At 66.2% G+C, this 14,161-nt stretch carries 9 protein-coding genes; 1 reads left to right on the plus strand and 8 read right to left on the minus strand.

Annotation, left to right across the window (positions count from 1 at the left end; genetic code table 11):
* Positions 1-63: 63 nt before the first annotated feature.
* The 8 genes from ACWCSU_RS28625 to ACWCSU_RS28660 all read right to left on the minus strand — a co-directional run bounded on the left by ACWCSU_RS28625 (position 64) and on the right by ACWCSU_RS28660 (position 11,522).
* On the minus strand, positions 64-1,446 hold the full coding sequence (locus ACWCSU_RS28625) for a serine/threonine-protein kinase (protein WP_449939012.1): 1,383 nt from the start codon (positions 1,444-1,446) through the stop codon (positions 64-66).
* Complete coding sequence (locus ACWCSU_RS28630; RefSeq protein WP_449939013.1) at positions 1,443-4,607, minus strand: chromosome partitioning protein ParA; 3,165 nt, start codon at positions 4,605-4,607, stop codon at positions 1,443-1,445. Before ACWCSU_RS28630 ends, ACWCSU_RS28625 begins: the two co-directional genes overlap by 4 nt.
* Positions 4,604-5,275: a hypothetical protein gene (locus ACWCSU_RS28635; protein WP_449939015.1), complete on the minus strand. Its 672-nt coding sequence runs from the start codon at positions 5,273-5,275 to the stop codon at positions 4,604-4,606. Before ACWCSU_RS28635 ends, ACWCSU_RS28630 begins: the two co-directional genes overlap by 4 nt.
* Positions 5,272-5,823, minus strand: a complete 552-nt coding sequence (locus ACWCSU_RS28640) for a hypothetical protein (protein WP_449939017.1) — start codon at positions 5,821-5,823, stop codon at positions 5,272-5,274. Before ACWCSU_RS28640 ends, ACWCSU_RS28635 begins: the two co-directional genes overlap by 4 nt.
* Positions 5,820-7,118, minus strand: a complete 1,299-nt coding sequence (locus ACWCSU_RS28645; RefSeq protein ID WP_449939019.1) for a hypothetical protein — start codon at positions 7,116-7,118, stop codon at positions 5,820-5,822. The genes ACWCSU_RS28640 and ACWCSU_RS28645 overlap by 4 nt, the downstream gene beginning before the upstream one ends.
* Before the next feature lie 288 nt (positions 7,119-7,406).
* Positions 7,407-10,031, minus strand: coding sequence for a hypothetical protein (locus ACWCSU_RS28650; protein WP_449939021.1), 2,625 nt, complete (start codon positions 10,029-10,031; stop codon positions 7,407-7,409).
* Positions 10,024-10,599, minus strand: a complete 576-nt coding sequence (locus tag ACWCSU_RS28655; protein WP_449939024.1) for a hypothetical protein — start codon at positions 10,597-10,599, stop codon at positions 10,024-10,026. Before ACWCSU_RS28655 ends, ACWCSU_RS28650 begins: the two co-directional genes overlap by 8 nt.
* Before the next feature lie 146 nt (positions 10,600-10,745).
* A complete protein-coding gene (locus ACWCSU_RS28660; RefSeq protein ID WP_449939026.1) occupies positions 10,746-11,522 on the minus strand; it encodes a hypothetical protein in 777 nt (258 codons plus the stop codon).
* A gap of 571 nt (positions 11,523-12,093) precedes the next feature.
* Between ACWCSU_RS28660 and ACWCSU_RS28665 the strand changes: the two genes are divergently transcribed.
* Positions 12,094-13,950: a hypothetical protein gene (locus ACWCSU_RS28665; RefSeq protein ID WP_449939027.1), complete on the plus strand. Its 1,857-nt coding sequence runs from the start codon at positions 12,094-12,096 to the stop codon at positions 13,948-13,950.
* Positions 13,951-14,161: the final 211 nt, after the last annotated feature.

A 14,161-nucleotide genomic window follows, 5' to 3' on the forward strand; every position in this document is an offset into this window, starting at 1 on the left:
CCTTTCAGCTGAGGTGGACCAGAACTTTCTGTGCCTGGCAGTGCCGGGACGGCGAGGGAACAGTCACGGGATGTCCTTGAGCAGGCGGAGGAATTCGTCCACATCTTGTGGCCGGTCGGTTGGCCTGTGGTGGGTAGCCTCCGTCACTGCGGCTACCCATGGTCCCCTGGCGGGCAGCAATGGGAGATTCTGCTCCGGTCGTTCCCCGGTCAGGATGGCTGCGATGAGCCGCCCGATGCTGTAGATGTCGGCGGCGGCCGTAACGTTGTGGGGGTTTCCGGACGACAGCTCCGGGGCAGCGAATCCCTCGGAGCCGAAGCCGGTGCCGGTCCGAGTTCGGCGCGGAAGGCTAGTTTCCCCTCGGGGCTGTCTGCCTAGCCCCCAGTCCGCTACAACCCACTTGCCGTTGAGGAGCAGGACGTTGGCTGGTTTAATATCGCGGTGGATCCTGCCGTCGGCGTGTGGGCGGCGCAGTCCTTTGCAGACCGCTATGACGAGCTCCCGGAGGGCTCCTGTTTCCCGCCGTAGGCGTTCCGCGTGGCTGGCGGCACTGCCGTTCGCGAGCGGCATGACGAACCACCGCCCGTCTAGGTCGGAGTCGAGGACCGGCATGACGTTTGGGTGCTCTCCGTAGAGGTGCCCGATGGAGATCTCGCGGCGCATGCGGTGTAGGGCGTCTTCATCGCTGTAGCGGAGTTGCTTCAGGGCAATGGGGATTTGAGCGTGTTTGTGCGAACCGCTGTAAACTGCGCCCTGACCACCTTCAGCGAGTGGCTCGTGGTCCCTGTTGTAGTCCGCCTTCGTTCCGCGCTTAAGCCAGTGCACAGCGGCCCACGGCGCTGCTCCGCCTGTGTCGGTCGTGGCGTCGTCGGCAGGAAAGGCGCGAGCTGCTTCGATGACGTGGTCACGGTAGGGCCCGTCCCGTTGTGCTCTGAGCAGAGCTACCAGTGGCGCGGCGGCGGGATAGCGGGTGAGCTCTGCAGCGAGACGGCATGCCTCGTCGTCCTGAGCGGCCCGGCGGGCGGCGCGCTGGCTGTTTTGCTCTTGCCGGGCCGCCCGCAGGTCAGGATTAGGGGCCCAGCCTCGGGGTGGATGACAGATTGTGCCTGATCGGTAGTCGTGTTCGAGGCCAACGCATCCTGCTCGGGCCAAGGCGAGCGCCACGCCATCGGCACGATCATCGAGTCTGGTCGTGATGGTGTTCCATCGGCGAGGCGCGCTGGTGGCCCAGTTCCAGTCGGCGTTATTGACGAATCCGTCTGGCCGCTTTGGTGGCGTGGGTGGGTGCGCGCGCAGGTGTACTCGCCGGACTTTGGGCCGGCCGGCTCGGTCGTGGTCGAAGGTCCCATCGGGGTGTGTCGGCTGCGCGTAGGCGCGGAGTCCCTCGGGCACGCCGGGGTGGCCAGGCATGGGGAATTCCCCTGTCGGGTAAGAAGAATCGGTCATGCCGCGCCCTCATTCGAGTTGTTCTCGTCGGACTCATCGTCGGCGATGTCCGCGGCAGGGCGGTAGGAGGTCAACCATTCCCGGAGTAGTTCGACGCGGGCGCGATTAGTTTCGTCTCCGACGATGACAGGTGCTTCGTTGTAGGCCATGCTGTCGGAGCGGCGACGGAGTTTGATGTAGAGCCCAGTTGCCTCGATGGCGTAGCGCTCCATGTCATCCTGTAGTGCACCGATCACGGTAATGTTGCGGTCCTTCCCGATTTGCTCGAACAGAGCGACCGCCTCACGGCGATGCTCCTTGCCGAGGTTGCGGCCGAGTTCGTCTAGGACGAGCAGCAAGGGGCGACTGCCTCCTCCGGCAAGCGCGGCGGCGCACACCAGCTTGACGGCCTTCTCGTCCATTTGGGCGGTGTTGCTGCGAAGGTTGTAGCCCGACATCCGTTGTCCCTCAGCGCGCCGCCACCTTGGTGTAACGGTCCATCGCCACGGCCGATCAGGCTCTGCGGGCGGCTCTGGTTCCGGGTAGTCCAGGCTCGCTCCGTAGCCGCCGTATCGCTGGTCGAGGCGATCGAATTCTTCGCTGACTTTTTTGAGCCTGGCCTTGATTCCCAGGGCAAGCGAAGCCCGGTGCGCACGCGAGGTCTGCTCAGCTTCGCTCAAGCCTTTCCGAGCCGCCTCCAGGTCACCGGTGCGTTGTGTACGCTGGATGGCGATTTGCTGCTGCTGGTAAAGGTCGTGCTGTTCGGTCTGGGTCAGGTGGGTACGTAGCGCGCGGATGAGCGCGGGAACCAGTCCGACTCGAGTGTCCAGTCCGCCGTGTTGCCAGCGTTGTTCGATGAGCAGTTCCCGGATCTCGGCGGGCATCTCGTCGTGTGGTGTGCCCTCGCGGAAGCACCGTCGGACAACCTCGTTGACTTGATAGCAGGTCTCCTCGTTCCACGCTGCGGTGGTACGGGCCTGCTGCTCGGTATCCAGGGCCAGCAGGAACCGGTGCGCGGATGCGGGTGAGTCTCCCCAGGCCGCCTCGCGGCCGGGCAGGTCCAGAGCCAGCCGCTCATCGGTGAGCTTAGTCTTGGTTTTGTCCTGCTCGGTAAGCTCACCCTCAAGACGGCGTCTGGTGCCGCGCAGGTTCTCGATCCGTTCCTCGCGTGCTTTCCCTGCGCCCAGCGCGTCGGCATAGGCCAGGTGGGCGGCGTCCAGCACGGGCTTCAGCGCATCTCGTCGTTCCTCTCTCTTCCGGTTGGCCTCTCGCAGTTCGGACATCTCCAGCGCGGTCGCGTCCGCTTCTTCACCGGCCACGGCTGCTTCGGTACGGATTGTGGCTCGAGACAGCGTGTGCCGGGCCGTGGTGACGAGCTTGTTGGCTTCGGAGAGAAGATCGGCTCTCGTGCGATGTTCAGCGCGGGCCGAGGCGATGCGCGCTGCTCGGCCAGTGAGTGGTTCTGCGAACTCGCCCACCACGATTACCCCGGCGGCCACGTCGATCTCCGCGGGTTGGGTACCCGCCCGGTCGACGATCGCAGTCAAGAACGTGGTGAGGTCGAACCTCTTATCTGCGCTAGCGGGCAGGCTGGTGCTGTGGGTGGGCGCGTGCGGGCGAGGCGGGTCGGCGATAACCAGGGTCGCCGCCTCTGGCCGCCCCGCGAGTTTCTCCAGGGCTTTGTCAGCAAGCCCGCGTGGGACCACGATGGCACCGCGATAGGGCACGAGGCGGGGCTCCCAACTACGTCGCTGGTCGGGGTTAAGTTGGACGACGTCCAACAATGCGGCGGCGGGGATACCCTCCTCGCGCAGCACCTGCAGTTCGTCCGCGGCGACGTCCTCACCGGATTCGGCGGCGGCCAGCAGCGCGCTCGCTCGTTTCTCGGCATCTTCGGCGACTCCCCTGGCCCCGAGCGCTTGTTCAACGGCTGTGTGAGCGTCGGCCTCCTCAGCCTGCGCGATCTCGACGCTGCGTCCGTCAGCAGCGCGAACCTTATCCCGGAGCTTCCGATACTTCGTGTCCAGGTCTTCCAACTTCTGGGCGGCGACCTGATGATCGGTGTCCAGGCGCTGGTCACGCCCACTGAGTTCTTTCCAACGTCCTTCGACTTCGCGGAAGTTCCGGTTGAACTCCTCGTCGTCGGTCAGCCCGGAAAGGTCGCCATCCACGGTGGACAACTGTGTCTGCAGTTCTGCGGCACGGACGTCCAGCGCGCTGAGTTCGAAACGGATCTCATCGATGCGTGCGACCCCGTCGAGGAAGCGCCGGGCGCAACGGGCTTGCCACGACGCGCTCGCATTGCCCAATAGGTGACGAGCTTCCCCGCGCAGGGCGATGCCGGCCTCAACGACCGCCATTTCGTCTTCCCAGCTACCGAGATCCCTTACCGCGTCGTGAACGTCGGTGCGGTGAGTGTGCTCAGCCGACCTGAGGGCCTGCTCTTGTTCGAGTTCGCGATCCAACCCGGTCAGCGTGGCAATGGCGTCGAAGATCCTGCGCGGGTCCAGGTCGTTGAGAGGTTGGGCGAGCAGGTTGGCCGCTGGGCTGGAACGCACCGAGGTCGACAGGAAGGACACGCACCGCACGTGTCTGCCGTACAGGACGGACGCGAGCCGGTTCGCGTGAAAGTCGGTGCGTCCGTTGCTGGTCGGGAGCGCATCCCACAGTGCGTCAGCTCCTGCGGCACGTTCTGACTCAGTCGCCCCGTAGGGGACATAGAGGCCGTCCTGCCAGCGCAGGTGTACGTGCGATGCTTTGCGATTGATCCGCAGCCACACGGTCAGGGCGCTGGCCGACAGCTCGTCGGCCGTGTCAGCGCGGGGGGCGGCGAACACGCCGATCACATATCCCCAGTCGACGTTGGACCAGCGGCCTTCCTGCGCGGCAAGTTCGGCGGTGAACAACAGCTCCGCGGCCCCGGCAGCGCCACTGGCCAGCCGCCATTGCTCATCAGCGTGCAGCAGGCTCACCGCGGCGATCAGTGAGGACTTCCCGGCGCCGTTGGAGTCCTTCGGGCCTTGGCCCGCGACCGTGACCAAGCCCTGGCTGACCATCGGTACGGGGTGTGTGGACAGCCGGGAGATGTTGACCACTTGGACGCCGACCAACACCCGCTCGCCGACAACGTCAAACGGGCCTGAATCACCGCCCGCCGCAGACCAGGTTCCGGCTGTGCTCACCGTTCTCCTCGGGGATGTGCGCGGCGCGCTCGTATCGCGGCAGCCAGCGGGCTGTGCGGTGCGGCGGCCAGAATCAGCTCTTGCTGCAACGATCGACGTGCCACAGGTGTCAGCCGGTGAAGTTGGGGACCGGGCAAGTAGGCAGACCCGCCGACGGAACCTTGTCCACGAGTAGACGCGAGCTGCACGAGTCCAGCGGCACGCAACCTCTGCAGAGCGGCACGAACGTCGCCCTTTCCCAGCTGTGCGTAGCGAAGCAACTCATCGGCCGGCGTCGGTTGCGCGGAGATCCAGGAGTCGCCGGACAGTATTCCCTGGCTACGGGGAATCGCGACCGAGTGAATCAACACCAGCACGAGCACGGCCCGATCGAGGACCGGGAGGGCGTTCCAGCCTGCGGCGGTCAGTTCGGCGGCGATGTCGTCGCGGTACCCCGACGTCCACTGCGCGTCTCCCACCGGTACCAGCGTCCGTCCTACTCGATGCAACAGCCGCTGCAGGTCCCGGCGTAGGGTAGCATCCCGCAACGCCAGCATCTGCACCTCAGGCACCGGGTGGGCGCTGTGTTCCACCGCCGCAAATGCGGCCAGGACTTCGTCGCGGTGCTGTTCGCTCAGCTCGGCGAGGATCGGCTCGAATACCGAATGCGCCGCGTTCGCGCTGGTCATCGCAACCCTTCCGCGTCCCTGTGGCCGGTGCCGGCGGAGGAGGGCAACATCCGCCTCAGCTCGCGCAGGGCGCTGAGATCCGCTGATCCCCACGCCGCGACTCGCGGACCGAGCCGCACCGTCTGGCCGGGCTCGTCCCACAGGAGCCAGGCGGCGCCAGCCAGGCGCCGGAGCGCCGCGAGCAAGGCTCGGTTGGAGGCGGCCTCGTCCCGGTTGGTGATCTCCCCGAACACCGCTGCCACCTCATCCTTAGACGCGGGCGTCCCTGGCCATATCGGTCCGGTCGGTTCCGCCCAGCAGCAGCGCAGGCACGCGGCGAGCACGCGCGCGGTGTCGTTGGGTTGTTCGATGGCAAGCACAGACAGCCCCAACTCTTCCGACACGCTCGGCTTCGCCCCCTCGGGAAGCACGGCCAGCAGCCACACCGCCGTGGCATCGGACTCGACCAGGCGCTGCATTCCCGCCGGGAAGGCGCTGCTCGGTGCTACGCGCTGCGGGCCGGCGGCGCGGACGCGCGCCCACCACAGTGCCGTTTCCGCCTCGTTCACCCCACGTCTCCCCACGCCCGGTTACCGCGCCGGAAGCGCCCATGCGACGTCCAGGACGGGCTGGCCGACAGCTCGATCCGTACGCCGTCCCGCCACACGAGTTCGTAGTCGAGATCAGGGTGGTGATGAATGGCGGTGACCTCGGCGAGCACGCGACGTGCGGACATCCAGTCACCAGCGTCATCCAGCACATCGACAACGCTTACCGAGTCCGAGTGCGTTAGCAATCGCTCCGCGATGGCCCTGAGTTCCTCCGCGTCATCAGCGATACCAGCATCGGCCTCAGGTTCCAGCTCGGTGTCGTCCGAGCGGGGAGGCGGAACCCGCGCCGTGCTGATCTGGCGTCCCGCCTCCACTGCCTCGATCAGCGCTTGTGGTGAGAACCAGGGCGCGGGCGCGTCGAAGACGAACCGGTCGAGCACCGCGGCTAGCGCCTTGGGGCTCGAATCGCGGCCGAAGGTACGCCATGCTTCCACTGAAAGCAGGCCCAACGCGCGAGTGGTGCCTGCTTGCGCGATCAGACGGCCCGCCGCCGCGTCGATCGCATCCGCGTAGGCGGCGAGCGCGACCCGGAGTTCCGCGCAATCGCGATCGAGTTCGGGCCATCTACCCAGCACGACAGCATGGACGTCCTTAGCCTGGCCAATAAGCGACTCGTTACCCCACAGGAGCTGGGCGTTGTCGCCGAGTGTCTCGGCTGTGCTGCCCGCTGCCAGGATGGCCAGTTCATTACCCAGTAACCGAAACACCTTGGTCAACCGGCGCACCGAGGCCGCGCCGTCGGCGGATGTGGCGTTGGTGCTCTTGACGTTCAATTGCTCCAGCGTCAGGAGCTGGCGCAGTTCCGACTGGCCACCCTGTTCTGCCATACGCCGCAAGAACAGCAGCATCACATAAGGCGCAAACGCTGCCCTGTGGTACCGCTCATTCGGCCGGTCAACGACTTTGTTGATCGCGCCGTACTCACGTAGAACCTCGAACCGCCGCCCTGCTATCTGAGCGCCCCATTGTCGGCAGGCGGCGACCGCCTGTTCCGCGGTCAGCCCTTCGCTGCCCGCCTCGGCGAAGGCTTCCAAGATTGCTTCATCAACATCGATCGTGCTCGAGTCCACGATCATCGCTCCGGCCTCGCGAGCGAGCACCGCGAAGATCTGGCGGTAGACCCGCAGCACCGCTGCCTCACCGGCGAGATTGTCCAAGGTCAGCTCTGGCGGGTCGGTCAACGCGATCGCTCCTGTCTCCGGCCATACACGGACCTCATTGCGCTCGACGCCGACGCGGGGCGCGGCGTCCAAGTTTAGGCATAGGAACAAACAAGATGTCTCGCGATTGAGCTTGTAAGCGCGCTTTTCTGAACAGCACTTCAAAACGAACAGGATGTACCTGCTTTGCGTGCGAAGCTGCCGGACATCCACTAAAGGACAACCGATCCTAACAGCTATAAAATCGCCTCCAACTACCACAAAGCGCCACACGTCAGGCATCCGCAATGGCCCCGCGAGAACAATCTAAGTCGTGTCAGGGATCGGCATATGTCGACAGGTGAGCTGCCTACCAGGAAGGACGTCGTTGGCGCACGGCGCTCAGCCCCAAGTGCAGTCATGTGGAGGTCGGGGATCAGGAGGTAGGTTCAGGTCCGCCAGCACGGCGAGTGCCTCGGGAAACGGCCCCCGCAGCGGGCCGTGCGACACCGTCGGGGCGCCGTCAAAGCTGCGCTGAGCGGCTAGGCTGCGTGGATCGCGAAGACCGGTGAGCCGGTAGTGGCGCCACAAGGTGCGGGGCCCGGCCTCGATGGTGAAGAGATCCGGCCGACGCCAGACAACGAGCGCCCAACTGCCGCCGGATGTGGTGGCCCAGGCGCCGACGAGGTCAGATGCCTGGGCTGCCGCGACAGCTTGGAGGGCAACGAGCCGTGCGTTGCCGAAGGTGCCGGTGACGTGCAGCAGGCGTTCACCGTGCCGGTGCACGTCGCGCCCCTGCTCTGCGAGCGTGCGCACAGCCTCATCGTGAGGGTCGGCCTGGACGATCTCGGCGGCGAGCTTTAGCACCGCCTCCGGGCTCAACGTCGGACCGAACGCCTCCCGCAGCAGTTTGCAGTACTGCTCGACGTATTCGGGTTCAGCGGCGGGAAGGAGGTGGTCCACGACGGCGGCGGATCGGTTGAAGGCGACCGTGGTGGCGGTGCTGACGTGGCGGGGCGCGTGGGCGCGGAGCACTGCGAGACCGACCGCCGCCAGGCTGCCTACCTGCGGTTCCACCTCGGCGGGAGGCGTGTCGGCACCCATTTCACGTACGGCGCCTGCCAGGAGGCCGAGCCAGGCGTGGTCATCGCGGTCCCAGGCGCCTGCCGCAGCGGTCCAGAGCAGGAGCCTTGTGACGAGCATCCTTTCCGGCAGCTCCAGTGTCGGCGCGAGCTGGGTGAGACGATCGGCCCACCGCTGGTAGCGAAGGCGTACTGCGGCGCCAGTGATGCGCAGGTCAGGAGGCGGCGTGACGGCGGTCGGCGGGTCGGCCACGGTCTCGGGGTCGTCGTTGTCGAGTCCGGCGTCGGCGTCGTCCGCGAACTGCTCGTCCCAGGACACCGGCAGCAGCTCCTCGTAGGCGGTTTCTTGCTCGACCGGGAGGGCGGGCAGTCCGAGGGCGAAACGCAGCAGAGGCGTTCCGAGACGTCCAGAGCATTCGTCAAGGTAGGTGGCCCAGCCGCCACCGGATCGGGAGACGACCTCGGCACGCACGGTCTCGGCAGGTGCCATAGCCGAGAGCGCGGCGGTCGAAGCGGGCGGACGGGTCAGCGTGGTGGCGAGTGTGCTGAGGTCTGTGAGGAACTTACTGGCCAGTTGCTCGTTGGTGAACAGCTGGCCGGGCTCGGTCGTCGGTGCGGGGGTACCGCTGAGGCCGTACCGGTTCTGCGCGCGGAGGGGGTCGACGACGAAGACGATGTTGCTGGGACGTGCCTGGCCGTTCAGGGTGGTGACGAGGCGAAGCCGGCTGCCGCCGTCGGCGGGCTTGGTCAGCAGGACCTCGGCGACGTCGGCGGGCACCTCACCGACGCGTTCCCACGTCTCGGGCGGGGCCGCGGCGACGGACAGCTCCAGGTATCCGCCGGTGCGGAGCGTGCGCGCGAACATGACGTGCAGGCCCTGCTCGACCCGGGTGGCGCCAAGCAGGAGCGGGCCTTTCCGCTCTGTGCGCGGGCGGATCGAAAACTTCAGCGGCCGTAGATCGGCGGTGGGCACGGTCGCGCCTTCGGGAATGCGGGAAGCGTGAATCGGCGCGATGAGGCCGAGCTCGCAGTTGCCGCCATTCTCCAGGGACGTGGACAGCGCAGCGGCCGAAAGGTTGGGGCTGCCGGTGAGCGCATACCGGCGGCCCTCGACCACCCATTCGATGAGCTTGCCGTGCCGGTAGCGAGGTTCATCGTCGAGGCGGACGTCGGCATCGAGTTCGGCAACGAGATCGGCGAGCGCCTGGCCGTCGAGCTCGGTGAAACTGGGCTGAAAGCTGACGATCAACCGCCGCGGCCGCATGCGCTCGACCAGGCGGCGCAGGGTCACGGCGCCGGGATCGTGGAACGGCGCACACACCGCGAGCTCGTCGACCGGGCCTGCGGGGAGCTGGTCCATAATGGGCCGTCCGCTGGACGACACCAGCCGCAGGTCCGGGTGCACGACCTCGGCCCGCTCGCGCAGCGCCGCGAGACCGGCGGCGACCCGGCGCAGCGCCTCCGGCACGCCCCTGGAAAACCGGACCCGGTCCGGTAGCCCGGACAGCCACGACACGAGCTCGCCGAACAGGTCGGGGACGTGGTGTCGGTCTGCCCGCAGCACGGTCCACAACTCCGCGTTGGCCTGCCAGCCGGCGAGCGTGGCGTTCCCGGAGCCGATGGCGATGGTGGCCCGCTGGGGGCCCACCAGCGCCATCAGCTTGGGATGAAAGGCTCCGCCACACACGGCCTGGCCGGGCAGGTAGGCGCGTCCGGCACGGCGCACGGCCCTCGGATCGATCGTGCTCATCGCAGCATCGCCGACCAGACTCACCCGTGCCTCGCATGCTTGGGCGACGCCCAGCGCCACCGTCTCGAAGAAACCGAGGTCGGTGGTGAAGCTGAGGAACAAGGCCTCCTCGGCCTGCCGGTCTCCGTACCGTTCCTCCTCCATCAGCAGCGTCAGCGGCGAGGCGAGTTCCAAGTCCACCAGCGGCTCAGTCAAGGAGCACCTGCCCGGCATCGGTCACTCGCCAGGTCCCCTCGGCCAGTTCGAGCACCCCGGCGCCGGCCAGCACGGAGGTGAGCTGCGCCAGCCGCAGGCCCACATCGCCGCGCCCTTCCTGGCTGGTCCGAAAGAGCAACCCGTCGCGTTCGTGGAGACGGGTGGGCAGCCACAACGTCCCATCCGGCCGCCGACGGGCTTTCGACAGGGCCACGCGCCGGCCGCGGGTCAGCAGGTCGTGGGTGAGCCGCCGGGCGAAGTCACGCGAGGAGCCGGACCGCGACTCGGCCAGCCGCCACGCCGTCCACTCGGGGCCGAGCTCGACGCCGCGTTGCCCGAGGAAGGCGTCGCGTACCCGGCCGGACAGTTCCTTCACCCGCCGGGCGTTGACAATCAGAACCGCCAGCTCGCGTACCGGATCGGGCAGGTCGCTCGTCCGCAATTGCTCCTCGGCCGGGGCGGGGGCGCCCGTCGGGGTGACGGTGGAGGGCAGCCCATCCATGAAAGCGGCCAGCGTTCCGTCCGGCATGCTGTCGGCGAACCGCTCGGCCAAGTCGTCGGCGGGCATCAAGCCGTCGACCCGGGATACGAGCCATGACCAGAGGCGCCGCCAGGCACTGACCGCGTAGTTGCGTAACACCACCCCGCGCCAGAGCGGAGCCGTCTCCAATGGGGCAGTGACGGGGTCGCTCGTCAGGAAGTCGCCATACGCGATCAACGGTCTGCATCATTGGTGACGTCGCCAATCTCGTGGGTCCGCATCACCCGCACGAGCAGCCGGATCGTGTTCCGTCTGCTGAGCCCGGCGTCTTCGGCGGGCTGCTCGCCAGGCAGGCACAGCAGCCTCGCCAGCCACGTCCCGTCGGTCGCTCCACCACCGGCGCACACGCACAGGTGCGGATGGCCGCGCAGTTCGTCCACGGCCAGGCTCTGGCGAGCCGCCAGCTCCAGGATGCCATCGAGCCCCGCGGTTACCTGCTCGGCCGCACAGGCGGGGCCCGGGGTCGGCATGCTCGCGGGCGCGAGGATCCCAAGGGAGACCTCGGAAGCCGCGTACGGATTCCAAAAGCCCCACACGTTGCGCACATAGCCGCCCTTCACGGGCAGCGCCGCCTCGGCCATGACAACCTCGCCGCCCTGCAACCGGCCCACGAGGGCATCGAGGCCGTGAGCCCGCGGCAGCCCGGTCTCACCGTGGTCGTGCGCGTACGACACCGCCGCCATGACGACCTCACTACGGCGCAGCAGGTCCTGCGCCTGCTGGGGGGACAGCCGGCGGCGCTCAGTCTCGATGGCGACGAGGGCGTGCAGGCTGTAGTAGCGGGCGTGCGGCGTCACCGTCGTCACACCCGGCACCAGCAGATCGGCCATCCGCATCACGTGCCGCTCGATCGACAGCGGATACCTGCCCGCGGCAACGTCGAGCCCAGTGGTGCTCCAGGCAGGGCCCTGCACCATGTACATCGAGGCCTCCCAGATCTTGGACGCCATGAACGCCGACACTATCGAGCATGTCCGCTTGATGACAGCAGATGGTGAGAAGACTGTTACTCAGAGAGGATGGCACGCACGGATGTGCGCCTGGGCGCTGATCGACTCGATTCCTGTGCGAGGCCGAACTGGACACCCACATCCAGGGCATCCACGCCGACGACTACAGCGTCTACGGCGCCCGCAAGGTCTGCAGCAACTACCGCCGAGGGACATCGGTTTGCCCGCTGTACCGTCGAGCGCCGAAGCCGAATACGTGTGGCCATCGGGATAGACGCTGGGCGGCCAGTCTGGGCCTTGCCGGTGGAGGATGCGGTGATGTCGCGACGTCCGTCGTTCAGGACGCAGTCGGCCCTTCGAGATCCGACTGCCTTCAGCCTCGGCGGAAGCGCTGCTCCCGCAGTGGCTCTTCGCTCCGACTTGGTGGCGGAAACTGTCACGCAGTGTGGAGAATGGGATCTACGATGGCTCTGGTACACGTGAGCCCTTGGCGTATGGAGTTTGCCACGGATAGAGGGCTTCTTGGGTCCGCTTACCGGCCCTTACGCAACGAACGGAGTGCCCAGGAACCGTGCATCTCAGCAGCTTCTCCGTCAGCGGCTTCCGCTCGCTCACCAAGGTCGCAGACATCCCTGTCAGCGCACCCACCATCCTGGCCGGTCACAACGATGGCGGAAAGACTGCCGTACTCGCCGCTCTGCAGTTTCTGGTCGGCGACTACAGCGTGGTCGAGGACGACCGAACGTACATGGCGCGCAATCGCGACGACGGCGAGACTGACGTTGCGCAGCGTCATGAGAAAACCGAGGTAGAAGGGGTCTTCACGCTCGACGAGTGGGAACAGCAAACGCTCAAGCTCCCGCCTCGGCTCCGGATCAGACGGTACGCAGGCGAGGACTTGATCCCCCATCTCGAATGCTGGCTACCGATCCCTGACGATGATCGGTTGCGCGATCTGTCAGTTCACAGAGTGCCCGGGCTGAAAGAACTGGCGAAAGAGTTCGGGATCTCGCCTCTCCCGCAGCTGCGCGCCGACCTAGAGGAGGTCCTTCGCGCCTATGCCGCCGAGCATTCAGGCCCCGTCGGCTGGGTGGGGGTCCCATCGGGCGTGGCGAGCAGGTTGCCGCAGGTAGTGGCCTTCAGCGGCCATAAGCCCGCCGAAGACTCTGTGAGGTCCGTCTTGCAGGGCCGTTTCCAAGCACACGTAGCGGATGAGTCCCTGCAGGAGCGGCTACAGACAGTTGAAGCCGAGGTCAAAGAGCGGCTGCGCATAGACGCCAAGTCTCTGTGCGATCACATCCAGAGTCGCTGCCCTGACTTCACCGATGTTTTCGTCGAGCCGGAGGTTTCCTTCACGCAGGGCTTTCGAGCGGCCCGCATACGGCTGGCGCGATCTTCTGGCGAGCATGTGGGGTTGGAACGCTCCGGCCAGGGCAGTGCGCGGCGTGTCGCACTCGCCGTCTGGGAATGGACCAGCGAGCTCTTGTCCAGCCAGAAAAGTGTGGAGCCGACCGTCACCGAGGAAGATGACGGCAGCGCCAGCCCGCCTCGCACGCAAACGATCATTGTCTACGACGAGCCAGACACCCATCTGGACTACGGTCATCAGCGTCAGATCATGCAGCTCATCCGTGAGCAGTCGTCACTTCCCCATGTCAGCGTCATGGTTGCCACGCACTCGATGAACCTGATCGATGGCGTCGACATCTCTGACGTGGTGAATTTGAAACTGCAGCAAGGCCGTACCGTGGTTGAGCGTCTCGGAGCGAGCGACCACGACAGCATCGACAAGCACCTGCAACAGATCGCCGCCGCTTTGGGGCTTCGTAACTCTGTCCTCCTGCACGAACGCTGCTTCCTCGCGGTCGAGGGCCCCTCGGAGCAGCGGGCGATTCCCTTACTCTTCCGTCTCTCCGAGGGAATGTCCCTTCAGTCGGCTGGGATCGCCCTCTGGGCGTGCTGCAACAACGAGGGGGCGCTGCATCTAGCTCGCTACCTGGTCGAACACGGTCGATCTGTCATGGTTGCCGTGGACGCCGACAGTCGCACTGCGGGGCGAGGCATGTTCAAGGAAGAACGGCTGCGTCAGACCTTTGGCGCAGAGACCAGTCAGATCGTGAAAATGATCGGAGAGCCCGGAGAATTCAACGAGTTCGAGGAACTCTTCAACGACGATTTGTGGGCTTCGGTCGCCAATGAGATATGGCCCAGGAACGAATTCTCCTGGAGAGCTGAAGATTTCAAGGTGCTCCGCGGCAATGGAAAATTCAGCGCGAAGGTGCAGCTTATGTTGCAGGAACAGAGCGATCAGGGACCGGGCGGGAAGCCGGACATGATGTTCCAGCTTGCGCTGGCCCTGACAGAGCCTTCACAGGTACCCGATCAACTGCGTGATATATTCAGAGAACTCAGGATAAGAGCGGCTTGAGCTGTAGGAACTGAGCTTTATCTTCAGCTCGTTGGCGCTTTCTTCGGGCCAGCATGCGTTCCTTGCGCTGCTCCGACGTTGGCGCCACCCACTGATGCCAGCCCACCTCAGGCTTCCAGCGCTGGAGGTGATTGCGTTCCTCGATTCCGCACCATCTACACCCGTTCGGCGGGGGTGTGTGCTGGTCAACGTCACGGCCATCTTGAGACAT

The sequence above is a fragment of the Nonomuraea sp. NPDC001699 genome, from assembly GCF_053596455.1.